The following is a 22,051-nucleotide window of genomic DNA, read 5'->3' as shown; positions in this document are numbered from 1 at the left end:
GCGTTCGCTCAAGCGGCGGAGACCGCAGGGTTCAGGCTGTACAGGCCGGTGATGCTGGCCTTGCCCAGCACCTGGCCGGCTTGCAGCGCCGCGCGCACATTGGCGCCGGTCAGCTCGCCGGAGACCGCCAGCGTGGGCGTGGCCAGCGCATAGACGGTGAAGACGTAGTGGTGGACGATGCTGTCGTTCCACGGAGGGCAGGGGCCGTCGTAGCCGAAGTAGTCGCCCTTCATCTGCTCGTCGCCCGCGAACCAGCCCGTGTAGTCGTTGATGCCGTGGCGCAGGCCGCCGGGGGCTGCCGGGCCGCTCTTGCCGCGCGGCGTGACGCCGTCGGACTGGGCGCCTGCCGCGATCTCGGTGGTGGCGGCCGGAATGTCCAGCAGCAGCCAGTGGAAGAAGTCCACGCGCGGCAGGCTGGCGGGCACTTCGCGGCCTTCCTGGTTCACATCGTCGCCGCGGCTGGGCACGTCGGGGTCATGGCAGACCACGACGAAGGACTGCGTGCCCGCAGGCGCGCCGCTCCAGGCCAGGTGCGGGTTGCGGTTGGACGACAGCGCCACGTGCGAGGCCGCATCGGGCACCGCGAACGCGAATTCGCCGGGAATCGCCTGGCCGTCCTGGAAGCTTTGGCTGATGAGTTGCATGTCGGATCTGTCCTGTGCGTTGAAGAGGGAATCGGTGCTGCACAGGCGAAGCTGCGCAGACCCCGCAAGTCTAGAGGCCTGGACGGCGCCGGCCATCGCAGATCCGATCAGGCGCCTTCTCCAGCCGATCAAGCTGAGGGCGGCGGCTGCCACGCCAACGAAAAAGCCGGGCGCTGGGCCCGGCTTTTCATGGTGGGAGCCTGAGGGGCTCGGTGGCTCAGTGGCCCGAAGCTCCCGAGGCGCCAAGGCCTGTTTCCGAGCGCACCTGCTGCGCGGGGAAGATGGCGCGTTCCTTGGCGGCCTGGGCGCTCTTGTCGAGCACCGAGAACAGCCACACGCCCACGAAGCCGATGGTCATGGAGAACAGCGCGGGCGAGGCGTAGGGGAACCAGGCCGAGCCTGCGGGGTTGCCCAGCGTGGCCTCCCACACCGGGGGCGAGACCACGGTCAGGCCCACGGAGGAGATCAGGCCCATGAAGCCGCCGATCACCGCGCCCTTGGTGGTGCAGTCCTTCCACAGCACCGACAGCAGCAGTGGGGGGAAGTTGGCCGAGGCCGCGACCGCGAAGGCCAGCGACACCATGAAGGCGATGTTCTGCTTCTCGAACACGATGCCCAGCAGCACGGCGATGGCGCCCAGCGTCAGCGTGGTGATGCGCGAGACGCGCAGCTCGGCGGCGCTGTCGGCCTTGCCCTTCTTGATCACGGTGGCGTACAGGTCATGCGACACGGCCGAGGCGCCCGACAGCGTCAGGCCCGCGACCACGGCCAGGATGGTGGCGAAGGCCACGGCCGAGATGAAGCCGTAGAACACGTCGCCGCCCACGCTCTTGGCCACCAGCACGGCCGCCATGTTGGCCGTGCCCGCGCCGCCGTGGATCACGCCCTTGACCGTATCGGCCATCTCGGGGTTGGTCAGCACCAGGGTGATGGCGCCGAAGCCGATGATGAAGATCAGCACGTAGAAGTAGCCGATCCAGGTCGTGGCCCAGAACACGCTCTTGCGCGCTTCCTTGGCATCGGGCACGGTGAAGAAGCGCATCAGGATGTGGGGCAGGCCCAGCGTGCCGAACATCAGCGCCATGCCGAAGCTGATGGCCGAGATCGGGTCCTTGATGAAGCCGCCCGGGCCCATGATGGCCAGGCCCGCCTTGGCGGCGGCCGAGGGGTCGGCGCCGTTGTTGGCAGCGATCTCGGAGCGCACGCGCACGCCTTCGGCGAACAGCGCCTCGGGGCTGAATCCGTACTTGGCCAGCACCATGAAGCCCATGAAGGTCACGCCGGCCAGCAGCATGCAGGCCTTGATGATCTGCACCCAGGTCGTGGCCGTCATGCCGCCGAACAGCACGTAGATCATCATCAGGCCGCCCACCAGCACCACGGCGATCCAGTAGTCCAGGCCGAACAGCAGCTTGATCAGCTGGCCCGCGCCCACCATCTGCGCGATCAGGTAGAAGGCCACCACCACCAGCGTGCCGCTGGCCGCGAAGGCGCGGAACGGTGTCTGGGAGAAGCGGTAGCCTGCCACGTCGGCGAAGGTGAACTTGCCCAGGTTGCGCAGGCGCTCGGCCAGCAGGAAGGTCAGGATGGGCCAGCCCACCAGGAAGCCGATGGAGTAGATCAGGCCGTCATAGCCGCTGGCCATGACCGAGGCCGAGATGCCCAGGAAGGAGGCGGCCGACATGTAGTCGCCCGCAATCGCCAGGCCGTTCTGAAAGCCCGTGATGCCGCCACCGGCCGTATAGAAGTCGGCGGCCGACTTGGTGCGGCCTGCAGCCCACTTGGTGATCCACAGCGTGGCCACGACGAAGGCCGTGAAGAGAATGATGGCGGTCCAGTTGGTGGCCTGCTTGGCGGCCACGCCGACATCTCCGCCGGCGGCCAGCACGGGCCCCGTCAGGGCCAGCGCCACGGCGGGCGCCAGCAGCATGCGTTGTGCGGAATTCTTCATTTCGTGGCGTCCTTCAGGATGTCCTGGGTGAGCTTGTCGTACTCGCCATTGGCGCGGCGCACGTAGAGGCCGGTGATGATCACCGAGAAGACGATCACGCCCATGGCGATCGGAATGCCCAGCGAGGTCACGCCCGCGCCAATGGGCTGGGCCAGAAAGGATTTGTCGAAGGCAATCAGCGCGATATAGCCGTAATAAACGACCAGCATCAGCAGCGTCAGAAAAAGGCCCAGGCGATTGCGTCTGGATCGCAACTCCTGGTATTTGGGATGGCGCTGTATTTTGTCTACCACCGGATCGGTCATGGTTTGTCTCCTGAAGTTGGAATCGCGGCGGCAGCCCCATGGATCTGCAGCCTTGCGGCGCATTCTGGAAAGCGCTTCTGACCGAGTGCTTACGCAGTGCAGCATGGTTTGGCAGGGTTTTTACGGTGCTTTTCACATGGAAAAAGACGGCATCAGGGTTGCTGCTGAGTTAGTAAGAAATCGTTCAGTTCGCCGTCAATTTCTGTAAGAGGTGAGTCAGATTCGCGTCAGCAGGCAGGCGGATAGTGAATCGGCGGGCCTATGGCAAGCCCGCTAAATATTCAATAAATCAAGGAGACAGACATGGCTATCAACGCATCGCAAGGCGCGGGGGTCAAGGCGACCCCGCGGCCCATGACTCCGGAAGAACGCAAGGTGATCTTTGCCTCGTCGCTAGGCACGGTTTTCGAGTGGTACGACTTCTATCTCTACGGATCGCTGGCGGCCATCATCGCCAGGCAATTCTTCAGCGGGCTCGATGCGGGATCGGCCTTCATCTTCGCGCTGCTGGCCTTCGCGGCCGGCTTCATCGTGCGGCCCTTCGGCGCACTGGTGTTCGGGCGGCTGGGCGACATGATCGGGCGCAAGTACACCTTCCTCGTGACCATCCTGATCATGGGCCTGTCGACCTTCATCGTCGGCATCCTGCCCACCTACGCCAGCATCGGCGTGGCGGCGCCGGTGATCCTCATCGGCCTGCGCATGCTGCAGGGCCTGGCCCTGGGCGGCGAGTACGGCGGTGCGGCCACCTACGTGGCCGAGCATGCGCCGCACGGCAAGCGCGGCGCCTACACCTCATGGATCCAGACCACGGCAACGCTGGGCCTGTTCCTGTCGCTGCTGGTGATCCTGGGCGTGCGCACCTCCATCGGCGAGCAGGCCTTTGCGGACTGGGGCTGGCGCATCCCCTTCCTGCTGTCCATCGTGCTGCTGGGCATCTCGGTGTGGATCCGCATGACGCTGTCCGAGTCGCCGGCCTTCCAGAAGATGAAGGCCGAGGGCAAGGTCTCCAAGTCCCCGCTGACCGAGTCCTTCGGCCAATGGCGCAACCTCAAGATCGTGATCCTGGCGCTGATCGGCCTGACCGCCGGCCAGGCCGTGGTCTGGTACACGGGGCAGTTCTATGCGCTGTTCTTCCTGACGCAGCAGCTCAAGGTCGATGCGGTGACGGCCAATCTGCTGATCGCGGCGGCGCTGATCATCGGCACGCCATTCTTCGTGATCTTCGGTTCGCTGTCCGACAAGATAGGCCGCAAGCCCATCATCATGCTGGGCTGCGTGCTGGCCGTGGTGACCTACTTCCCCGTGTTCAAGGCGCTGACCGAAGCGGCCAACCCCGACTTGGCTGCGGCACAGGCCAAGAACAAGGTGGTCATCGTCGCCGATCCCAAGGAATGCTCGTTCCAGTTCAATCCCACGGGCACCTCCAAGTTCACCAGCTCCTGCGACGTGGCCAAGCAGTTGCTGGCCGCAGGCTCGGTCAGCTATGACTCCGAGGACGCAGCACCTGGCAAGACAGCCTTCATCCGCATCGGCAGCACCGAGATCCCCTCGTTCTCCATCAAGGGCCTGAGCCCCGAGGAAGCCAAGGCCAAGGACGCCGAGTTCAAGAAGACCGTGGCCAAGGTGCTGGCCGAGGACGGCTACCCCACCAAGGCCGACCCCGCGAAGATGAACAAGGTCATGATGGTCGCCATCCTGACCTACCTGGTCATCCTCGTGACCATGGTCTACGGGCCCATCGCCGCCATGCTGGTGGAACTGTTCCCCACGCGCATCCGCTATACCTCGATGAGCCTGCCGTATCACATCGGCAATGGATGGTTCGGCGGCCTGCTGCCCACCATGTCCTTCGCCATCGTGGCCCAGACCGGCAACATGTACAGCGGTCTCTGGTATCCCATCGTCATTGCAGGCGCCACGGCCATCATCGGCACGCTGTTCCTGCGCGAGACCAAGGATGTGGATATCTACGCGAATGATTGAGGGCTCCCCCTGAGGCGCTGACGCGCCTTCCCCCTCTCTCGCTTCGCGGGAGGGGGACGACGCCATCGCCGCGAGGCGGCTCTTGCTCGGCGTCTCTGAGTTGGGCCGCGCCGGTTGCATGCGGTGTGCGCAGTATCCGACTGTGTTTTGTGGCGCTGCATTGACGAAAGCCCATGGCGGTTTGCCGTGGGCTTTTTCTTTGGGTGCTTCTAATGGTTTTCCATGTCATGCCTGTGGCAGCAAAGCATCAGATGGCGCATTTTCAGAGGCGGGCATACATTTTTTGACATGCCCGCACCTAGAATCCGCAGCAGCCGCAAATGGCACTGATCTAGAGCCGGAGTCGGCCCTGAGATTTCAAGAATACCCACTCAACAATCCCAAGGAGATGCCGAGATGATCAAGATGAACCGCGTTGCCCTGGCCGTGCTGGCCGTGCTGGGTTCCACCACCGTGATGGCGCAAAGCAGCGTGACGATTTATGGCCGTATCAATACGACCATCGAACGCGAAAAGATCGGTGACCAGACCGTCAACAAGATGGAGAACAACTCCTCGCGTTGGGGCATGCGCGGTGTCGAAGATCTGGGCGGCGGCCTGAAGGCCGGCTTCGTGCTGGAAAGCGGTTTCGCTTCCGACACCGGCATGGGTTCCTCCTCCACGGGCGCGCTGACCTTCGGCCGTCAGAGCGAAGTGAACCTGTCGGGCAGCTTCGGCAAGATCCGCATGGGCAACTTCTTCCCCGGTTCGTACTTCGCCACGGCCGACTACGTGAGCATGCACAACCATGACACGGGTACCTCGTCCGACGCGCTGTACTTCGATCCCGTCTGGTTCGCCAGCGGCCTGGGCACCGCCAACAAGATCTCCTACACCACCCCCAACATCGGTGGCCTGACGGTCGAAGGCTCGGTCTCCATGCACGAGAAGGCCACGCCCGCTCGCAAGAACGGCTATGACCTGGCCGTCAACTACGACGTGGGCCCTCTGGCCCTGGGCGCCGGCTACAGCCAGGTGGACGAAGACAAGCAGGCCGCCTTCCGCGCTGCCTACACCTTCGGCCAGTTCGTGGTCGGTGGCTACTACCAGCGCAACGACGAGCAGATCCGCGGCACGCGCAACAACTTCCGTCTGTCGGGCATGTACACCCTGGGCGCTTCCGAGTTCCACGTGAACCTGGGCCACGCCAACAAGTGGAGCAACATTGCCGACTCCGGTGCCAACCAGTGGACCCTGGGCTACAACTACAACCTGAGCAAGCGCACCAAGGTCTACGGCTACTACACCAAGGTGGACAACAAGGCCGGCGCCAACTACATGACCGGTGTGAAGGGCGCGGACTTCTCCTCCTTCGCCCTGGGCGTGCGTCACGCATTCTGATCGCCGCGCGGCGTAAGCCGCGAGCAAAGCAGGTCTGTTCCAATCAGCACCTGCCTGCCACATCAGGCCTCGTACCGAAAGGTGCGGGGCCTTTTTGTCTGGGCTCGTCTTTTCAAAGCCTGATCAAGGAAAAAACCATGAGGATCATCGCGGCCGGTTGCCTGGCCTTTATCGTCGTCTCACTGCTGGCCATCACCCAGGTGAAGGGCGTGCCGGGTGAGCAGGCCATGCCTGCCTCCGTGCAGATGGCCAAGTAAGCCCTCGGCAAGAGGCACGAGCCCCGGACTGGTTCCGGGGTTTTTTTATGGTCGCGCGGATGCGTTGAGGGGGTATCTTTTTGTTTAACCTGTATGAAAATACAGGTATTGAGAAGCGTCTGATGCCTGACGCATGGACTGCCTAGAATGTTTGGCTCCCACTGACCACAGAACACCCATGACGCACGGTCTGATTCGAATTCGCGGCGCACGCCAGCACAATCTCCAGAACCTGGATCTCGACATCCGTACCGGCGAGCTGACCGTGGTCACGGGGCCCAGCGGCTCGGGCAAGTCCAGCCTGGTGTTCGATACCCTGTATGCCGAAGGCCAGCGCCGCTATGTCGAGACCTTCTCGGCCTATGCGCGCCAGTTCCTGGACCGCATGGACAAGCCGGCCGTGGACCGTGTGGAGGGGGTGCCGCCGGCCATCGCCATCGACCAGACCAATCCCGTCCGCAACTCGCGCTCCACCGTGGGCACGATGACCGAGCTCAACGATCACCTGAAGCTGCTGTTCGCGCGTGCGGCGCAGCTGTTCGACCGCGACACCGCCGTGCCCGTGCGCCACGACACGCCCGACAGCGTGCTGGAGGAGCTGGCCGAGCGTTGCCGGCAGGCCGGTGATCCGCGCATCGCCATCACCTTCCCCGTCGAGCTGCCCGCCAACACCACGGCTGCCGAGGTGGAGCAATGGCTGTCGGCCAGCGGCTTCACCAAGGTCCAGGCCGAGCGCGAGGCCGAGAAGGCCGGCGCCGTGGAGCCTGCCGCCGACGCCAAGGGCAAGAAGGCCAAGGCGGCGGCGCCGCTCAAGGTCAAGATGCTGGACGTGGTGGCCGACCGCTTCCGCCTGGGCAATGTGGAGCGTGCGCGTGTCTACGAGGCCATCGAGGTCGCGCTCAAGCGCGGCAGCGGCCACATGACGGTCTATGTGCTGCCTGACTCCGCCGTGGAAGCTGCAGGTGGCCAGCCCACCGAGCCCCAGCTGTGGAAGTTCTCGCTGGGCCTGCACTGCCCCGAAAGCGGCCTGAGCTACCAGGAGCCGATTCCCTCGCTGTTCTCCTTCAACTCCGCCGTGGGCGCCTGCGAGGCCTGCCGGGGCTTTGGCCGCGTGATCGGCGTGGACTGGGGGTTGGTCATCCCCAACGACAAGCTCACCCTGCGCACGGGCGCCATCAAGCCCGTGCAGACACCGGCCTGGAAGGAGATCCAGGACGACCTGATGCGCCACGCCGAGGCCGAAGGCATCCCGCGCGACACGGCCTGGGCCAAGCTCACCGACGCGCAAAAGAGCTGGGTGCTGGACGGCTCGCCCAACTGGAACGGCAAGTGGACCCAGACCTGGTACGGCATCAAGCGCTTCTTCGAATACCTGGAGAGCAAGGCCTACAAGATGCACATCCGGGTGCTGCTGTCCAAGTACCGCAGCTATACCGAATGCCCCACCTGCGGCGGCGCGCGCCTGAAGACCGAAAGCCTGCTGTGGCGCCTGGGCGGCAAGCAGGCCGCCGATGCCGTGCTGCCGCCCGGCGACGAAGGCCGCTACCGCCGCTTCATGCCGAAGGGCGTGGCCTGGAGCCGCGAGCAGCTGGACGCGCTGCCGGGCCTGTGCCTGCACGACCTGATGCAGCTGCCCCTGGTGCGGCTGCGTGACTTCTTCCAGCAGCTGGCGCCGGCTGCCGACGCCCCATTGCATGACGGCGAGGCCCAGGCGCTCAAGATGCTGCACGCCGAAATCATGGCGCGCGTGCAGTACCTGTGCGACGTGGGCATCGGCTACCTCACGCTGGACCGCCAGAGCCGCACGCTGTCGGGCGGCGAGGTGCAGCGCATCAACCTGACCACGGCCCTGGGCACCTCGCTGGTCAACACCCTGTTCGTGCTCGACGAGCCGAGCATCGGCCTGCACCCGCGCGACATGGAACGCATCACCGAGGCCATGCAGCGCCTGCGCGATGCGGGCAACACCCTGGTCGTGGTCGAGCATGACCCGGCCGTGATGTTCGCGGCCGACCGCATGATCGACATGGGCCCCGGCCCCGGCGCGCGCGGCGGCCAGATCGTGTTCGACGGCACGCCCGAGGACCTGCGCCATGCCGACACGCTGACCGGCGCCTACCTGGGCGGCCGCAAGCAGGTGGGCTTCGGCCTCAAGCGCATGGTGACCGAATCCACGCCGCGCCTCATCCTCGAAGGCGCGCGCGAGCACAACCTGCGCAGCATCGACGTGGACTTTCCGCTGCAGCGCCTGGTCACCATCACCGGCGTCAGCGGCTCGGGCAAGTCCACGCTGATCCAGGACGTGCTGGTGCCCGCGCTGATGCGCCACTTCGGCAAGCCCACGGATGCGGCCGGCGCCTTCGAGCGCCTGCTGGGCGCCGACCACCTGAGCGACGTGATGTTCGTGGACCAGTCGCCCATCGGCAAGACGGCGCGCTCCAACCCGGCCAGCTACGTGGGCGCCTGGGACTCCATTCGCGAGCTGTTCGCCATTGCGCCGCTGTCGCGCCAGCGCGGCTACACGGCCGCCAAGTTCAGCTTCAACAGCGGCGACGGCCGCTGCCCCACCTGCGGCGGCTCGGGCTTCGAGCATGTGGAGATGCAGTTCCTCTCCGATGTCTACCTGCGCTGCCCCGACTGCAACGGCACGCGCTACCGCCCCGAGATCCTGGAAGTCACGATCGAGCGCCACGCGGCCGGCGAGCTGCAGCCGCGCAAGCTCAACGTGGCCGATGTGCTGGAACTCACCGTGGCCGAGGCGGCCCTGCTGTTCGCGCAGGACCGCGAGGTCATCCGCGCCCTGCAGCCCATCGTCGATGTGGGCCTTGAATACGTGAAGCTGGGCCAGCCCGTGCCCACGCTGTCGGGCGGCGAGGCCCAGCGCCTCAAGCTCGCGGGCTTCCTGGCCGAGGCGGCCAAGTCCCAGGCCAAGTCGAAGCAGGCGCTTGCCAAGAAGGGCACATTGTTCCTGTTCGACGAGCCCACCACGGGCCTGCACTTCGACGACATCGCCAAGCTCATGCGCGCGCTGCGCAAGCTGCTGGAGGCCGGGCACTCGCTGATCGTCATCGAGCACAACCTCGACGTGATCCGCGCCAGCGACTGGCTGATCGACCTCGGCCCCGAAGGCGGCGACGGCGGCGGCGCCATCGTGGCCCAGGGCACGCCCGAGGAAGTGCGCCAGATTCCCGGCTCGCACACGGCCCAGGCGCTGCGCGAGTACGACCTGGCGATGGGCGTGGGCGGCGAGGCCGTGCGCGAGGTCGCTCCCATGCTCTACAAGAGCCAGCGCAAGGCGCATGCCATGTCGGGCGCCGCGGCTAGGAATGCCATCGAAATCGTCAATGCCAAGGAGCACAACCTCAAGCAGCTGTCGGTGGAGATTCCGCGCGGCAAGTTCAACGTGGTGACGGGTGTCTCGGGCTCGGGCAAGTCCACGCTGGCCTTCGACATCCTGTTCAACGAAGGCCAGCGCCGCTACCTGGAATCGCTCAACGCCTATGCGCGCTCCATCGTCCAGCCTGCGGGCCGGCCCGAGGTGGACGCGGTCTACGGCATTCCGCCCACCGTGGCCATCGAGCAGCGCCTGTCGCGCGGCGGGCGCAAGTCCACCGTGGGCACGACCACCGAGGTCTGGCACTTCCTGCGCCTGCTCTACGTCAAGCTGGGCACGCAGCACTGCATCCACGACGGCGCCGCCGTGCAGCCGCAGACGGCGGAAAGCATCGCGGCCCAATTGCTCACGCAGTTCAGGGGCCAGACCATCGGCCTGCTGGCGCCGCTGGTGGTCAACCGCAAGGGCGTCTACACCGAGCTGGCCGACTGGGCGCGCCCGCGCGGCTACACCCATCTGCGCGTGGACGGCGAATTCCTGCCCACCACGGGATTCCCGCGCATCGACCGCTTCAAGGAGCACACCATCGAACTGCCCGTGGCCAGCGTCACCGTCACGGCGGCCAACGAGCGCGAACTGCGCGGCCACCTGGCGCAGGCGCTGGAAACAGGCAAGGGCGTGCTGCATGTGCTGTCCGGCCTGGACAACCTGGCCGATGCCATGGCCGGCGGCCGGAGCACGGCCGGCATCGGCAGCCTGCAGGTGTTCTCCACCCAGCGCGCCTGCCCGGTCTGCGCCACCAGCTATGCCGAGCTGGACCCGCGCCTGTTTTCCTACAACAGCAAGCACGGCTGGTGCCCCGACTGCGTGGGCACGGGCGTCAAGCTCACCAAGGACCAGCGCAAGGTCTATGACGACACCCTGCTGGTCGAGGACAACCGGGGCCGCGAGGTCAAGTTCGAAGGCCAGGAAATCGAAGACCTGGCCGAAGTGACCTGCCCCACCTGCCAGGGCACACGCCTGAACGCCACGGCGCGCGCCGTGCGCTTCCATGGCGTGGGCATTGCCGAGATCGCCCAGCTGTCGGTCAACGACGTGCGCCAATGGGTGCAGGCGCTGGCCCTGTCCGGACGCGAGTCCGACATTGCGCGCGACCTCATCCCCGAGATCCAGAGCCGCCTCGAATTCCTGGAGGAAGTGGGCCTGGGCTACCTGACGCTGGACCGTGGCGCGCCCACGCTGTCGGGCGGCGAGGCCCAGCGCATCCGCCTGGCCGCGCAACTGGGCAGCAACCTGCAGGGCGTGTGCTATGTGCTGGACGAACCCACCATCGGCCTGCATGCGCGCGACAACCAGATCCTGCTCAACGCCCTGCACAAGCTGGGCGACAAGGGCAACACCCTGGTCGTGGTCGAGCATGACGAGGACACCATCCGCCGGGCCGACCACATCATCGACATCGGCCCCAGCGCCGGCATACGTGGCGGCCGCCTCGTGGCCCAGGGCACGGCGGCCGACATCATGGCGGCCGAGGACTCCATCACGGGCCGCTACCTGCTGCACGCCATGCGCCACCCCTTCCAGCCGCGCCGCTGGGTGGGCGAGGGCCAGCCGCCGCAGGCGGCCGCCGAGCTTGCAGCAGTGGCCGAACCGGTGCCGGAACCCGCGTCTGTCAAGGTATCCAAATCCAAAAAGAAGGCCGCGCCTGTCGTTGTCGACGCCGAACCCGCGTCCGACGCACTGGGCTGGCTGACCGTGCGCGGCGCCCACTTGCACAACCTGCAGAACGTCGATGCGCGCGTGCCGCTCAAGCGCCTGGTGGCCGTCACGGGCGTCAGCGGCTCGGGCAAGTCCACGCTGGCGCGCGACGTGATGCTGGCCAATGTGGCCGCCTGGGTGGGCCAGCGCGCCACCAAGGCCGGGCGCGATGCCATGGACGCGGGCAAGGCGCCGCCGCTGTCCGGCTGCAAGGGTCTGCAGGGCTTCGAGGGCATTGACCGCGTGCTGGAAGTGGACCAGACCCCCATCGGCAAGACCCCGCGCAGCTGCCCGGCCACCTACATCGGCTTCTGGGACACCATCCGCAAGCTCTATGCCGAAACGCTGGAGGCCAAGGCCCGCGGCTACGCGGCCGGCCGCTTCTCGTTCAACACCGGCGAAGGCCGCTGCCCGGCCTGCGAGGGCCAGGGCATGCGCACCATCGAGATGAGCTTCCTGCCCGACGTGAAGGTACCCTGCGAGGTCTGCCACGGCGCGCGCTTCAACCCCGAGACCCTGGCCGTCTCCTGGCGCGGCAAGAGCATTGGCGACGTGCTGCAGATGGAGGTGGACGAGGCCGTCGAGTTCTTCGCCAGCATGCCCAGCATCGCCCACCCGCTGCAGCTGCTCAAGGACGTGGGACTGGGCTATCTCACGCTGGGCCAGCCCTCGCCCACGCTGTCGGGCGGCGAGGCCCAGCGCATCAAGCTCGTCACCGAGCTGACCAAGGTGCGCGACGACGTGACCCGGCGCGGCAACAAGGCACCGCACACGCTCTATGTGCTGGACGAACCCACGGTGGGCCTGCACATGGCCGATGTGGACAAGCTCATCCGCGTGCTGCACCGGCTGGTCGATGCGGGCCACAGCGTGGTCGTCATCGAGCATGACCTGGACGTGATCGCCGAGGCCGACTGGATCATCGACCTTGGCCCCGAAGGCGGCAAGGACGGCGGCCGCATCATTGCGGCCGGCACGCCCGAGGATCTGGTGGCTGCGGGCACGCACACGGGCAAGGCGCTCAAGCCCGTGCTTGCCCGTTGAGCCTCAGGCGCAGGCCACGCCTGCGCTGCGTGCGGAGCCTGCGGACAGGCGACTGCTCCAGAAGACCAGCACCAGGCCCACGGCCGTCAGCGCGGCGGCGGCCCAGCCCAGGTTGACCAGGCCCAGGCCACCGGCCAGGGCCAGGCCGCCAACCCAGGCACCCAGGGCATTGCCCAGGTTGAAGGCCGCAATGTTCAGGCTGGAGACCAGGTTGGCACCCTGGGGGCCGGCCTGGTCCAGCACGCGCATCTGCATGGGTGCCACCGTGGCGAAAGCCACGATGCCCAGCACGATCACATAGGCCATGGCCACGGCCTGGTTCCCGAAGGCCCAGCGGCCTGCCGCCAGCACCACCATCAACGCCGCAATGCTCCACACCAGTGCGCGCATCACGCCCCGGTCGGCCAGCTTGCCACCCAGCAGATTGCCTGCGGCCAGGCCCGCGCCGAACAGCAGCAGGGTCAGTGCCACCAGGCTGTCGCCCATGCGGGTCACCTGGGTCAGCAGCGGCTCCACATAGGTGTAGAGCGCAAACACGCCTGCAAAGCCGAAGGCCGTGATGCCCAGGCCCAGCCAGACCTGGCCGTTGGCCAGCACGGCCAGCTCCTGCGCCAGCGGCGTGACCTCGGGGCGGCCCTGGTCGCGCGGCACGAAGGCGGCCAGGATGGCAAAGGCCAGAACGCCGATCGCGGCCACGGCCAGGAAGGCGCTGCGCCAGCCGAACATCTGGCCGATCCAGGCGCCGGCAGGCACGCCCAGCAGGGTGGCCAGTGTCAGGCCCGAGAACATCAGCGCGATCGCCGACGCCTTCTTGTCCACCGGCACCAGGCCCGTGGCCACCACGGCGCCCACGCCGAAGAAGGTGCCGTGGGTCAGCGAGGTCAGCACGCGCGCCGACATCAGCCATTCATAGCTGGGCGCGAACGCGGCGGCCAGGTTGCCGGCAATGAAGATCAGCATCAGCGCCAGCAGCAGGCGCTTGCGCGGCCATTGGCGCGTCAGCAGCGTGAGCACGGGCGCGCCCACGGCCACGCCGATGGCGTAGCCCGAAATCAGCGAGCCCGCCGTGGGAATGCTGATGTGAAGATCCTGGCTGACCTGTGTCAGCAGGCCCATGATGATGAATTCCGTGGTGCCGATGCCAAAGGCACCGGCCGCCAGGGCGAGTAGGGAAAGAGGCATGGACGGATTCCTTGTGATCCTTGGTGTGATGTCCATTAATGTCGCACTGCAACATACCTTTGTGTAGATGGAATAATGGAAACGGATCTGTTCCTGTGTGGAATAGATGATCCTTTTCTCGGAGACACCATGCCCGCACTTGTTCCTCTCGCCGCCGCCGACACGGGCAGCGCCGATGCCAACCGCTTTGCCGAGCTGGAAATGCTGATCCTGGTGGCCGAGCGCGGCAGCCTCTCGGCCGCTGCGCGCCACCTGGGCATCTCGCCCTCGGCCGTCAGCAAGAGCATGTCGCGGCTGGAGGCGCGCCTGGGCGTGCAGCTGCTGCAGCGCAGCACGCGGCGCCTGCATCTCACGCCCGAAGGCTGCCAGCTGTTCGAGCGCGGCAAGCGCGTGCTGGCCGACCTGGAGGAACTGGAGGCCTGCGTGGCCGTGCGCAGCGAACCACGCGGCCTGGTGCGCATCAACACCAGCTCATCGACTGGAAAAATGCTGCTCGTGCCCCTGGTGCCGCAATTGCTGCAGCGCCATCCCGGGCTGAGCCTGGAACTGAGCTTCACGGACCAGATCGTGGACCTGGTCGAGGCCGGCACGGACATCGCCGTGCGCTGGGGCCAGCTTCCGCCCTCGGACATGGTCGCGCGGCTGCTGGGCCACACGCGGCAGGTCATCCTGGCCTCACCGCAGTACCTGGCCCGCATGGGCAGGCCGCCGCATCCAGACGAGCTGGGCCACCATGTGCGCCTGGGCTGGAGCTACCAGCGCGCCATACCGCACTGGCCATTTCTGGTGGACGGCCAGCGCGTGGCCGTCGATATCGGGGAGGTGGTGCGCGTCAACGACGGCGATGTGATGCGCGAGCTGGCGCTGCACGGCACGGGCCTGGCCCGCCTGTCGCTCTATCACGCCTGGGCCGACGTGCTCGCCGGCCGGCTGGTGCCCGTGCTGGAGGAATTCAACACGGGCGACCTGGAGCCCATCCACGCCGTCTACCTGGGCAAGCCCGACCGCCTGCCCCCGCGCACGCGCGCCGTGCTCGACTTCCTGCAGGCGCATGTGGACCTGCGGCATGCGGAGCAGCTGCCGGCGCTGCCCTGAGGGGTAGCCGGCAGCGGGGGCATCACTCCTGCTCGGCTGGCAGAGGTGCGGCGCTGAAGGACAGGTTCTCGATGATGTCGTGCAGCACGGTGGGCACTGGGTCCACGGGTGCGTCGGCCGCGTAGACGATGCCTGTGCCCACGCCCTTCGGGTCAAGAAGGCGCTTGGCAACCATCACCTGTTCGGGGCGGGTTCCATTGGTGCGGGAACTGCCTTCACCCTCGTTCACGCTGTAGACGAAGTAGTAGGAACGCAGCAACTGGCCAGAGCTGGTGATCTTCACGCACAGCACGCCGCCCGCCAGATTGCCACGGATCTGGTGTTCGCAGCCAAACAGCCGGTCTGCCGTTTCCATCAGGCCATTTCCGTTCGCCGTGGCGGGTGTCTGCAGCTGCATATTCACGACTTCGGAGAAAACGCCTTCGCTGCCGAACGAAGTCAGCGCCCAGATTCCGCGCAGGCTGGATGCCACGGCGGGGTAACCGAAGTTGAAACGCGAAATCGCCACTTCCTGCTCGCCGGGCAGCGTGATGAACCCCGAAACGCCGCTGGTGAAGCGCATGCTGACCTGGCCCATATTCCGGTCTTCTGTGCCCGACAGAGGGCCGCTGCCCAGATAGCGGCCACCCGTATAGCGCATCAGCGGCGCCGAAAAACGGTTGTTGGTCAAGGCGCCCGACGTCATGTAGAAGCTCGGCTGCCCGCTGGGCTCGTAGGCATACATCTGCATGACCAGGGTGCCGTTCTGCGCATCAAGGGCGAGTCCGCGACCCGGCTTGCCGTTGAGTTCGGAAGTCACGACCCAGGTGCCATTGCTGGGCATGAATGCGTGCGCCAGGCCGCAGCCCAGCAAGATGGCTGCTGCCAATGCTTTCTTGAACATGGTCCCTCTCTGTCTGATTAAGAAAATGCATGGGCATTCTAGCCATCGTCTTTACAAAGAGAAACAGTGCGATGGTTTCGAGTGGTTTTTGCTGGAGTCCGTGAAATGGGTTCGTACGCCGGCAATGTGTTTTCCGGCGTGCGTATTCACCTTTCTTGAAAGCGCCCGGATTCCATCCATTCACAGGCCTGCCCTGGCATTGCCCACGGGCCGAAAGGCGCGGGCACCCTGCCCATCCCTCCCGATCGCCCAGGCACACCACGCCGATACCGCTCCCGCAAACACCACATACAGGCACACCAGCCACGGGCTGCCACCGGCCGTCTTGACCAGCGCCGTCGCAATGATGGGCGTGATGCCGGACGCGAAAATGCCCGAGAACTGGTAGACGAAGGAAATGCCGGTGTAGCGCACCTTGGCGTCGAACAGGTCGCAGAAGAGGGCGGCTTCGGGACCGTAGACCGCCGCGTAGAGAATGCCGAAGGGCACGACGATGGCGATCCATATCAGCAGCACATTGCCGCCGCTGTGGGCCATGAGCCAGAAGGCCGGGAAGGCAGAGACCGCGGTGATCAGCGATCCCCACAGATACACGCGGCTGCGGCCCAGGCGGTCGGACAGGCGGCCGAACAGCGGAATCGTGAAGCACATCACCACGGCGGCGATCATCACGCCGATCAATGCGTCGGTGCGGCTGATCTGCAGGGTGGAGGTCAGGTAGCTGATCGAGAACACGCCGAAGACGTTGAAGAAAACGCCGTCGATATAGCGTGCGCCCATGCCCTTGAGCACATTGCCGGGGTAGCGCCGCATCATGTCCATGAAGGGAATCGCGGTCTCGGCATTGCGTGCCTTGACGGCTGCGAATTCGGGCGTCTCCTTCACATGCAGGCGGATGTACATGCCCACGGCCACCATGAGTCCCGAGATCAGGAACGCGACGCGCCAGCCCCAGGCCATGAATTGCTCTTCGGTACACAGCCAGGACAGCAGGGCCACCACGCCCGAGGCCATGAACAGGCCGATGGCCAGGCCCACCTGGGGCAGGGAGGCGTAGAAGCCCCGCTTTTCCTTGGGCGCGTATTCGTAGGCCATGAGCACGGCACCGCCCCATTCGCCGCCCAGGCCTATGCCCTGGGCCACGCGCAACAGCAGCAGCAGGATGGGCGCGGCCACGCCGATCTGCGCATGCGTGGGCAGCAGGCCGATCAGGAAGGTGGACACGCCCATGATCATCAGCGTGACCACCAGGATGCTCTTGCGCCCCACGCGGTCGCCGAAGTGCCCGAAGATCACCCCGCCCAGCGGCCGCGTGACAAAGCCCACGGCGAAGGTGGTGTAGGCCAGCAGGGTGGAGATCAGCGGATCGTCGCTGGGAAAGTACAGCTTGCTGAACACGATGCCGGCGACCACGCCGTAGAGAAAGAAGTCATACCACTCGATGGTTGCGCCGATGAGCGCGGAGGTCACCACCTTGCGGATGACCCTGGGATCGGTTGCCGTCGTCATGCTGTCTCCTGGTTGTCTGTCGCATTGCCGGGATGCAGGAACGGGCAGTCATGCGACCTTGAGCTGCCCTGTCTCTCCGTGCCTGTCTTCGCGAACCATGTCGGCGGCCTTCTCGGCCATCATCACCACGGGCGCGTTGGTGTTGCCCGAGACCAGGGTGGGCATGACCGAGCAATCGACCACGCGCAGACCGGCCATGCCGTGCACGCGCAGCCGCGCATCGACCACGGCCAGGGCGTCGCTGCCCATGCGGCAGGTGCCGCTGGGGTGGAAGATGGTGGCGCCGTGGTTGCGGCAGAACTCCAGCAGTTCCGCATCGCTGTGCGCATCGGGGCCGGGCTTGACCTCGCGCTTCACGAAGGGGCGCATGGCCGGCGTGTCGGCAATGGCGCGTGCCGCGCGCACGGCCGCCACGTTGGTGCGGCGGTCCAGGTCGGTGGCCAGGTAGTTGGGCTGGATGGAGGGCGGCTCGAAGGCATCGCGCGAGCGGATGCGCAACTGCCCGCGCGACTCGGGCCGCAGCTGGCAGACCGACATGGTGAAGCCCGAGTACGGATGGACCTGCCCCCCTGCCATGTCGGCCGACAGCGTGGAGACGTGGAACTGGATGTCGGGCGTGGCGGCCACGGGCCGGCCCTGCTCGTCCCTGAGCGCACGCATGAAGCAGCCGCCCTGGTTGATGCCCACGGCCAGCGCGCCCGAGCGGAACAGCAGCCATTCCAGCCCCAGCTTTGTCCTGCCCACCCAGGAATTGAGCTGGTCGTTGGTGGTGATGGGCTGGCTGCATTCGTAGCCCAGGCGGATCTGAAGATGGTCCTGCAGGTTCTCGCCCACGCCCGGCAGATCGTGCACCACGGGAATCCCCAGGGACTGCGACAGCGCGGCAGGTCCTATGCCCGACAGTTGCAGCAGCTGCGGCGACTGGATGGCGCCTGCCGACAGAATCACCTCGGCCCGCGCCTGGGCCTGGCGCTCCTGCCCGCCTTGCCGGTAGCGGATGCCGGTGGCGCGCCGGCCGCGCAGCACCAACTGCGTGGCCATGGCATCGGTCTCTATGCGCAGATTGGGGCGGCGCCGGGCCTCGCCCAGATAGGCCTTGGCCGTGCTGCAGCGCAGGCCCTTGTGGGTGGTGAGCTGGTAGTAGCCTGCGCCCTCCTGGTCGCGGCCGTTGAAGTCCTCGGTGCGGGGCACGCCGACCTGGCCTGCACCGGCAATGAAGGCCTCGATCAGCGGATGCTGTGCGCCGATGTCCGAGACCTTGAGCGGCCCGTCCGCGCCATGGCCCGGGAAGGCGCCGCGCGCATTGCCTTCGGACTTCACAAAGTAGGGCAGCACCTCGTCATACGACCAGCCCGCATTGCCCAGCGCCGCCCAGTGGTCGTAGTCCTCGCGCTGGCCGCGCACGTAGATCAGGCCGTTGATGGAACTGCTGCCGCCCAGCGTGCGGCCGCGCGGCCAGTAGATGCGCCGGCCGTTCATGTTGGGGTCCGGGTCGGTCTCGAACTTCCAGTTGTAGACGGGGCTCCACATGGTCTTGCCGTAGCCGATGGGCAGGTGGATCCAGGGCGAGCGGTCCGGCGGGCCGGCCTCCAGCAGCAGCACCCGCGTGGCCGGGTCCTCGGACAGGCGCGCGGCCAGCACGCAGCCGGCAGAGCCTGCTCCCACGATCACGTAGTCATAGCTGTCGATGGGGTCCGGCATGCAGTGGCTCCTTTTGAGTTTCTTTTAAAGGAACTATTTGTTCCTTTGTGTGAAACTTATTCGTTGCCGCTGTGGACTGCAACCCCGCGCAAACCCTTGCCGCCTCCTGGCGATCAGGCATGATCGAAAGCGTTTCCGGCCTTCCACACGACACGACACCCCCCCATGCCGCCATCCCTTGCCAGCGCTGCCCCGGACCCCACCCCTGCACGGCAGGACGAAGCGAACTCGGTCTCCGATCGCTCCCTGGCCGTGCTCGATTTCGTGACCCAGGCCGAGGCCCCGCCGGGCCTCATGGACATCGCAGCCGCGCTCAACCTGCCCAAGGCCACGGCCTCGCGCCTGTGCTCCCACCTGGAGGCGCGGCAATGGCTGCTGCGCCATGAGGGTGACCGCAGCTTCTCCCCCGGCCCAAAGCTGCTGAGCCTGGCCGTGCGCGCCCTGCAAGCCGACCCGCGCCAGGCCCTGCGCCATGAGCTGCTGTCCCAACTGGTGGCGCGGCTGGGCGAGACCTGCAACCTCACCGTGCTGGACGGCACGCGCGTGCGCTACCTGGACCGTGTCGAGACCCACTGGCCGCTGCGCATCCAGCTGGAGGCCGGATCGATGGTGCCCATCCACGCCACGGCCAGCGGCAAGCTGTTCCTGGCCCATATGCCTGCGGCCCGGCGCGCCGCCATTCTGGACAGCGTGGAACTCACCGCCTGCACGGCCAACACGCTGACCACGCCCGAGGCGCTGGCACAGGAGTGCGCGCGCATCGTGCGCGAAGGCCACTCCTGCGACCGCGAGGAATTCATGCGCGGCATGATCGCCGTGGCCGTGCCCGTGCGCGATGCCAAGGGCCAGTGCCGCGCCACGCTGGCCGTACATGCGCCCGAGGCGCGCATGCCGCTGGCGCAGGCGCTGGAGGGCCTGCCGCACCTGAAGGAAACGGCCCAGCGCATGGCCGGCCTGCTCTTCTGAGGCGCTGGGCACCCCAGAAAAAAGGCCCCCACGCTACCCTTGCTGCGCAAGGTCCGCTGCCCCCCAGGGGGCCGCTTCTTGCCTTGGGGCGGCCCGGCGGCAAAAAAAAGGGCCTCACTCGGAGGCCCTTGTCGTCACTGGAAGCCCAGCGTATGCGGCAACCAGGTGGACAGCGCGGGGATGAAGGTCAGCAGGCACAGCACCACGAAGTGGGCCAGCAGGAACAGCGGCATCTCGCGCGTGAGATCGGTGATGGACACGCGCGTGGCCACCGAGGTCACGAACAGCAGCCCGCCCACGGGCGGCGTGATCATGCCCAGCGTCAGGTTCACGATCACCACCATGGCGAAGTGCGTGGGATCGATGCCCAGGCTGAACGCAATGGGCGCCAGGATGGGCACCAGGATCATCACGCCGGGCAGCGGCTCCATGAAGATGCCGAACACCAGCAGCAGGATGTTCACCGCCACCAGGAACAGGGTGGGCGACAGCTCCCAGCTCACGATCAGCTCGGACAGGTACTGTGGGATGCCCTCCACCGTCAGCACCCAGGCAAATGCGGCCGAAGTCGCCATCACCAGCAGCACCGAGGCCGTCAGCATGGCCGAGCGCGCCGCAATGCCCGGCAGCGCCGACCACTGCAGCGTGCGGTACACCCACTTGCCGCAGACCAGGGCGTAGAACACGGCCACCACCGACGCCTCGGTGGGCGTGAAGATGCCGAAGCGGATGCCCACCACGATGAGCACGATCAGCATCAGCGCGGGAATCGCCTTGAAGCTGTTGATCCACATCGTGCGGCCGTCAGGGCGCGGCTCGGTGGAGCGGTAGTCGCGCTTCCTGCACACCCACCAGTTCACGGCGGCCATGGCCAGCGCGATCAGGATGCCGGGAATGAAGCCGGCCATGAACAGCCCGCCCACCGACACGTTCTCATCCTGCAGCGCGTAGATGATCATGCTCACCGACGGCGGAATGATGGGCCCCACGATGGCCGTGCTGGCCGTCAGCGCCGCCGCGTAGGAGCGTGCATAGCCGGCCTTGTCCATCATCTTGACCATCATCGAGCCGGGGCCGGCCGCATCGGCCAGGGCCGAGCCCGAAATGCCCGAGAACAGCGTCAGCGACAGCACATTGGCATAGCCCAGGCCGCCGCGCAGATGGCCCACGAACTGCGCGGCAAAGCGCAGCAGCACATGCGTGAGCGCCCCGCCCGACATCAGCTCGGCCGCCAGGATGAAGAAGGGCACGGCCATCAGCGGAAAGCTGTCTATGCCCGTGAACATCTCCTTGAACACGATGAGCTGCGGATAGCGGCCCCCCACGAAGACGGCCAGTGCGGCGGAGATCGCCAGCGCGAAGGCCACCGGAAAGCCCAGCGTGAGCAGGACGATGATGGCGATGAAAAGCGTGATACCCATGATGTGTCTGCCTGGTGGATCAGATCGACGCGGCTGCGTCGGCATCCATCTCGTCGGATTCGGCGAAGGAGCCATCAGCCACGTAGCCGCGCGCAATGAACAGCAGATGCACCAGCATCAGCACGAAGCCCACGGGCATGGCCGCGTAGACGAAGGAGATCGGAATGTCCGTGGCCGCCGTGGTCTGGAAGCGCGTGGCCCAGACGTACTGCGACGAGGCCACCGCCATCACCGCGCAGAACAGGCCCACGCCCAGCACCACGAGGCGGCGCAGCCACTGCGCCTTGCGCGTGCCCACCGAGCGGTGCAGGTTGTCGATGGCCACATGGCCGCCGAAGCGCAGCACCAGGCCCGCGCCCAGGAAGGTGACCCAGATCATCATGTGCCGGGCCACTTCCTCGGCCCAGACAATGGAGTCGCCCGTGGTGTAGCGCAGCACCACATTGGCAAACACGATGCAGGCCATGGCCAGCAACAGCACGATCAGCAGCCAGCGGTTGCAGGCCACAAGGGCGCGTTCGATTCGGTTGAGCATAGGAGTGGGCGAGGGCAGGAGGGGAGTGGCGCAAGGGCCGGGCTGCCGTCGGAGGTCAGATCATCGGCGTGGGCGCCGTGCGGGGCCATGGGGCTTGCCC

At 66.4% G+C, this 22,051-nt stretch carries 14 protein-coding genes; 5 read left to right on the top strand and 9 right to left on the bottom strand.

The genetic code is table 11. The features are described 5' to 3' along the window. Nucleotides 1–8: 8 nt before the first annotated feature. The 3 genes from BW39_RS04880 to BW39_RS04870 form a co-directional block, all read right to left on the bottom strand. Nucleotides 9–644: a YbhB/YbcL family Raf kinase inhibitor-like protein gene (locus BW39_RS04880; protein ID WP_012207755.1), complete on the bottom strand. Its 636-nt coding sequence runs from the start codon at nucleotides 642–644 to the stop codon at nucleotides 9–11. A 217-nt stretch (nucleotides 645–861) separates the two neighbouring features. Further along, nucleotides 862–2,595 (bottom strand): cation acetate symporter, encoded by a 1,734-nt coding sequence (locus BW39_RS04875; RefSeq protein ID WP_012207754.1) that lies wholly within the window; start codon nucleotides 2,593–2,595, stop codon nucleotides 862–864. After that, entirely contained in the window at nucleotides 2,592–2,900 is a 309-nt protein-coding gene (locus BW39_RS04870; protein ID WP_013800408.1) for a DUF485 domain-containing protein, read from the bottom strand. The genes BW39_RS04875 and BW39_RS04870 overlap by 4 nt, the downstream gene beginning before the upstream one ends. A gap of 303 nt (nucleotides 2,901–3,203) precedes the next feature. Here BW39_RS04870 and BW39_RS04865 point away from each other — a divergent pair, with 303 nt between their 5' ends. The 3 genes from BW39_RS04865 (at nucleotide 3,204) to uvrA (ending at nucleotide 12,659) form a co-directional block, all read left to right on the top strand. After that, nucleotides 3,204–4,886 (top strand): MFS transporter, encoded by a 1,683-nt coding sequence (locus BW39_RS04865; protein WP_043820253.1) that lies wholly within the window; start codon nucleotides 3,204–3,206, stop codon nucleotides 4,884–4,886. Nucleotides 4,887–5,282: 396 nt separating this feature from the next. After that, nucleotides 5,283–6,266, top strand: coding sequence for a porin (locus BW39_RS04860; RefSeq protein WP_013800410.1), 984 nt, complete (start codon nucleotides 5,283–5,285; stop codon nucleotides 6,264–6,266). A gap of 435 nt (nucleotides 6,267–6,701) precedes the next feature. Continuing rightward, complete coding sequence (gene uvrA / locus BW39_RS04855) at nucleotides 6,702–12,659, top strand: excinuclease ABC subunit UvrA (RefSeq protein WP_043820251.1); 5,958 nt, start codon at nucleotides 6,702–6,704, stop codon at nucleotides 12,657–12,659. Between the two features lie 3 nt (nucleotides 12,660–12,662). Here uvrA and BW39_RS04850 read toward each other — a convergent pair whose 3' ends face one another. Then, on the bottom strand, nucleotides 12,663–13,841 hold the full coding sequence (locus tag BW39_RS04850; RefSeq protein ID WP_043820249.1) for an MFS transporter: 1,179 nt from the start codon (nucleotides 13,839–13,841) through the stop codon (nucleotides 12,663–12,665). Between the two features lie 129 nt (nucleotides 13,842–13,970). Here BW39_RS04850 and BW39_RS04845 point away from each other — a divergent pair, with 129 nt between their 5' ends. Next, nucleotides 13,971–14,936 carry a LysR family transcriptional regulator gene (locus BW39_RS04845; protein WP_043820247.1) on the top strand — a complete coding sequence of 322 codons (966 nt, stop codon included), beginning with the start codon at nucleotides 13,971–13,973 and terminating at the stop codon, nucleotides 14,934–14,936. A 22-nt stretch (nucleotides 14,937–14,958) separates the two neighbouring features. Here BW39_RS04845 and BW39_RS04840 read toward each other — a convergent pair whose 3' ends face one another. The 3 genes from BW39_RS04840 to BW39_RS04830 all read right to left on the bottom strand — a co-directional run bounded on the left by BW39_RS04840 (nucleotide 14,959) and on the right by BW39_RS04830 (nucleotide 19,029). Next, the gene (locus BW39_RS04840; RefSeq protein WP_043820245.1) at nucleotides 14,959–15,819 is read right to left on the bottom strand and encodes a hypothetical protein; all 861 of its coding nucleotides are present in this window, start codon (nucleotides 15,817–15,819) and stop codon (nucleotides 14,959–14,961) included. Nucleotides 15,820–15,999: 180 nt separating this feature from the next. Then, the gene (locus BW39_RS04835; protein WP_043820243.1) at nucleotides 16,000–17,328 is read right to left on the bottom strand and encodes an MFS transporter; all 1,329 of its coding nucleotides are present in this window, start codon (nucleotides 17,326–17,328) and stop codon (nucleotides 16,000–16,002) included. 48 nt (nucleotides 17,329–17,376) lie between these two features. Continuing rightward, entirely contained in the window at nucleotides 17,377–19,029 is a 1,653-nt protein-coding gene (locus BW39_RS04830) for a GMC family oxidoreductase (RefSeq protein ID WP_043820241.1), read from the bottom strand. A gap of 165 nt (nucleotides 19,030–19,194) precedes the next feature. On the opposite strand from BW39_RS04830, the gene BW39_RS04825 reads away from it, so the two are divergent. Then, nucleotides 19,195–19,995, top strand: coding sequence for an IclR family transcriptional regulator (locus BW39_RS04825; protein ID WP_012207743.1), 801 nt, complete (start codon nucleotides 19,195–19,197; stop codon nucleotides 19,993–19,995). A 134-nt stretch (nucleotides 19,996–20,129) separates the two neighbouring features. Here the strand turns inward: BW39_RS04825 and BW39_RS04820 are convergent, their stop codons facing one another. Both BW39_RS04820 and BW39_RS04815 read right to left on the bottom strand, forming a co-directional pair. Continuing rightward, nucleotides 20,130–21,416: a TRAP transporter large permease gene (locus tag BW39_RS04820; RefSeq protein WP_013800418.1), complete on the bottom strand. Its 1,287-nt coding sequence runs from the start codon at nucleotides 21,414–21,416 to the stop codon at nucleotides 20,130–20,132. Between the two features lie 19 nt (nucleotides 21,417–21,435). Continuing rightward, complete coding sequence (locus BW39_RS04815; RefSeq protein WP_043820239.1) at nucleotides 21,436–21,951, bottom strand: TRAP transporter small permease; 516 nt, start codon at nucleotides 21,949–21,951, stop codon at nucleotides 21,436–21,438. Between the last annotated feature and the right edge of the window lie 100 nt (nucleotides 21,952–22,051).

This window comes from Delftia sp. RIT313 (assembly GCF_000632165.1).
In the GTDB taxonomy this organism is placed as follows: Bacteria; Pseudomonadota; Gammaproteobacteria; order Burkholderiales; family Burkholderiaceae_C; genus Comamonas; species Comamonas acidovorans.
The sequence above is the reverse complement of the archived record's forward strand: the minus strand, read 5'-3'. Positions and strand labels throughout refer to the sequence as shown.

Excerpts from the sequence above, each read along its gene's own strand:
- BW39_RS04880 (WP_012207755.1), bottom strand. The coding sequence starts at position 644 with ATGCAACTCATCAGCCAAAGCTTCCAGGACGGCCAGGCGATTCCCGGC.
- BW39_RS04875 (WP_012207754.1), bottom strand. The coding sequence starts at position 2,595 with ATGAAGAATTCCGCACAACGCATGCTGCTGGCGCCCGCCGTGGCGCTG.
- BW39_RS04870 (WP_013800408.1), bottom strand. The coding sequence starts at position 2,900 with ATGACCGATCCGGTGGTAGACAAAATACAGCGCCATCCCAAATACCAG.
- BW39_RS04865 (WP_043820253.1), top strand. The coding sequence starts at position 3,204 with ATGGCTATCAACGCATCGCAAGGCGCGGGGGTCAAGGCGACCCCGCGG.
- BW39_RS04860 (WP_013800410.1), top strand. The coding sequence starts at position 5,283 with ATGATCAAGATGAACCGCGTTGCCCTGGCCGTGCTGGCCGTGCTGGGT.
- uvrA (WP_043820251.1), top strand. The coding sequence starts at position 6,702 with ATGACGCACGGTCTGATTCGAATTCGCGGCGCACGCCAGCACAATCTC.
- BW39_RS04850 (WP_043820249.1), bottom strand. The coding sequence starts at position 13,841 with ATGCCTCTTTCCCTACTCGCCCTGGCGGCCGGTGCCTTTGGCATCGGC.
- BW39_RS04845 (WP_043820247.1), top strand. The coding sequence starts at position 13,971 with ATGCCCGCACTTGTTCCTCTCGCCGCCGCCGACACGGGCAGCGCCGAT.
- BW39_RS04840 (WP_043820245.1), bottom strand. The coding sequence starts at position 15,819 with ATGTTCAAGAAAGCATTGGCAGCAGCCATCTTGCTGGGCTGCGGCCTG.
- BW39_RS04835 (WP_043820243.1), bottom strand. The coding sequence starts at position 17,328 with ATGACGACGGCAACCGATCCCAGGGTCATCCGCAAGGTGGTGACCTCC.
- BW39_RS04830 (WP_043820241.1), bottom strand. The coding sequence starts at position 19,029 with ATGCCGGACCCCATCGACAGCTATGACTACGTGATCGTGGGAGCAGGC.
- BW39_RS04825 (WP_012207743.1), top strand. The coding sequence starts at position 19,195 with ATGCCGCCATCCCTTGCCAGCGCTGCCCCGGACCCCACCCCTGCACGG.
- BW39_RS04820 (WP_013800418.1), bottom strand. The coding sequence starts at position 21,416 with ATGGGTATCACGCTTTTCATCGCCATCATCGTCCTGCTCACGCTGGGC.
- BW39_RS04815 (WP_043820239.1), bottom strand. The coding sequence starts at position 21,951 with ATGCTCAACCGAATCGAACGCGCCCTTGTGGCCTGCAACCGCTGGCTG.